3 protein-coding genes and 1 pseudogene are annotated in these 1,880 nt (G+C 68.9%); 2 read left to right on the forward strand and 2 right to left on the reverse strand.

Annotated features, from left to right (window positions below):
• A pseudogene (locus tag ACN269_RS34805) lies at positions 1 to 663 on the forward strand (hypothetical protein); the annotation flags it as partial.
• A gap of 41 nt (positions 664 to 704) precedes the next feature.
• On the opposite strand, the gene ACN269_RS34810 reads toward ACN269_RS34805, so the two are convergent.
• Positions 705 to 887, reverse strand: a complete 183-nt coding sequence (locus ACN269_RS34810; RefSeq protein ID WP_421477598.1) for a DUF5302 domain-containing protein — start codon at positions 885 to 887, stop codon at positions 705 to 707.
• Positions 888 to 930: 43 nt separating this feature from the next.
• Entirely contained in the window at positions 931 to 1,374 is a 444-nt protein-coding gene (locus tag ACN269_RS34815) for a PPOX class F420-dependent oxidoreductase (RefSeq protein ID WP_421477599.1), read from the reverse strand.
• A gap of 47 nt (positions 1,375 to 1,421) precedes the next feature.
• Here ACN269_RS34815 and ACN269_RS34820 point away from each other — a divergent pair.
• Positions 1,422 to 1,880, forward strand: a 459-nt coding sequence (locus tag ACN269_RS34820) for a class I SAM-dependent methyltransferase (protein WP_421477601.1), incomplete at its 3' end; no start/stop codon positions are given.

Consider the following 1,880-nt stretch of genomic DNA (forward strand, 5'->3'; position numbering starts at 1 on the left):
CGCCGGTTGGTGACCACCCGGGCCGCGGCGCTGCTCGGTGCGGCGATGTTCGGCGTCAACCTGGCACTGTTGGTCTTCGGGCCCTATGAGCTGAGCCTGGTTGGTATCGACACCCAACAGCTCAAGAACATGGCGCCGCCGTCACTGCTGCTGGCCGGGCACGCAATCATGCTGTGCGCGTTCGCGATCGCCGCCGCCCCGGCGATCACTCGGTGGGCCCAACGCCCCCGGGTGTGGCGGTTGGCCGTGATCGGCAACTCCGGGGCGATGACGCTGTACCTGTGGCACATGCCGCCGCTGCTGCTCATGCATCTGGCGTTCGACTACCTGGGTTACCCGCGGTTCGACCCGACCGGCCCCGGTTTCGTCGTGTTGTCGGTGGTGCAGCTGGCGCTGATGGCCGTGCTGGTGGTGGGTGCGTTCGTCGCACTGCGGCCGCTGGAGAACGGCCCGCTGCCGCTGTGGGACGGCGGTGCGGTGACGCGACCGGGACCGCGCAGCACCGCGGTCGGCCTGCTGCTGTGCGTGGCCGGGGCGACCACCCTGGCGTCGGTCAGCTGGGGGCTCAAGGACACCGGACTGTACCTGGTCGCGGCCATGCTGGTGGCGTTGGTCGCCGCCCGCGCGCTGGCGACCGATAGCGCGCCTCGGTCCACCAGCTGATCGCTCCCCGGAGGACTGCGCGCCAGTAACCGCCAGCGAACCTAACCGCTCTTGCGGCGGAACTCGCGGCGGTTCTCCACCGGCCCGTGCGGGTGGGGTTGCTTGCGGCCGCCGTCCTGATGGGCGGTGCCGTCGGCGGCCTTGGCCTTTTTGCGTTCCAGCGCCTCGCGGAACTTACGTTTGGTGTCCGGCTCGGACTCGTCGCGCTCCGGTGTGTCGGCCATGACCGCAGACTAGCCCGGTTTCCCGGCGCCGTCGCGCAGATTTTCAGCCCCGCCCCGGCGGCATGCCGTAGACGTGCGAGATCGGTAGCGTCATCATCACCCGCCGGTCATCGACCATCGCGCGGCGGTAGTCATCCCAGTCCGGATGCTCACCGGCAATATTGCGGTACAACGCGATCAGCGCCTCGACCGTGTCGTCGTCGGGTGCGGCAGCCGGCGCGGTCAGCGTCGCGTCACCTTCCGCGACCGCGTAGGCCCAGCCGTCGTCGGAGCTGACGTGCAGGGCGGCCCGCGCATCCCGCCGCAGGTTGCGGGTCTTGGCGCGCGGTTCGGTGATCGACATCTGCAGCACCAGATTCCGGGCGTCGAAGTAGTACGACACGTTCGACAGCTGAGGCCGCCCGTCGCGCTTGATCGTCGCCAGCACTCCCAACGAGTTCCCGCCGATCACTGCCAACAGCTTGTCGTCGAACACGTCACGCCCCATCACCCGAGCCTACGTCGGCGGCGGCTCACGTCTTTAGGATTGAGCCAATGACAGCTTCTTGGGTAGACGGCAATGTGCTGGGCGGGGTCTCGGCGACCACACTGTGGACGCTGCACAACCGAGCCAGCGAGGCGAAACGCTCCGACGGGGTGATCGCCGACCCCTGGGCCGTCACCCTGTTCGATGCGATCGACTACGACTACCGCAAGTTCGGCCGGCCCAATCAATCCCACGGGCTTCGCGCGGTGGCCTTCGACGAGGCCGCCAAGCGCTATCTGACCGCGCACCCGAAGGCGACGGTGGTAGCGCTGGCCGAAGGCCTGCAGACCAGCTTCTGGCGGCTGGACCGCGCCGGTGTCGCCGGCGAATTGACTTGGCACTCGGTGGATCTGCCCCCGGTGATGGCGCTGCGCGAGCGACTGCTGCCCGCCGACGACCGCATCGTCGCCCTGGCGCAGACGGCGCTGGACCACAGCTGGATGGACCGGGTCGACGACAGCAACGGC

It is taken from the genome of Micromonospora sp. WMMD736, from assembly GCF_049179015.1.
In the GTDB taxonomy this organism is placed as follows: domain Bacteria; phylum Actinomycetota; class Actinomycetes; order Mycobacteriales; family Micromonosporaceae; genus Micromonospora.

Excerpts from the sequence above, each read along its gene's own strand:
- ACN269_RS34810 (WP_421477598.1), bottom strand. The coding sequence starts at position 887 with ATGGCCGACACACCGGAGCGCGACGAGTCCGAGCCGGACACCAAACGT.
- ACN269_RS34815 (WP_421477599.1), bottom strand. The coding sequence starts at position 1,374 with ATGGGGCGTGACGTGTTCGACGACAAGCTGTTGGCAGTGATCGGCGGG.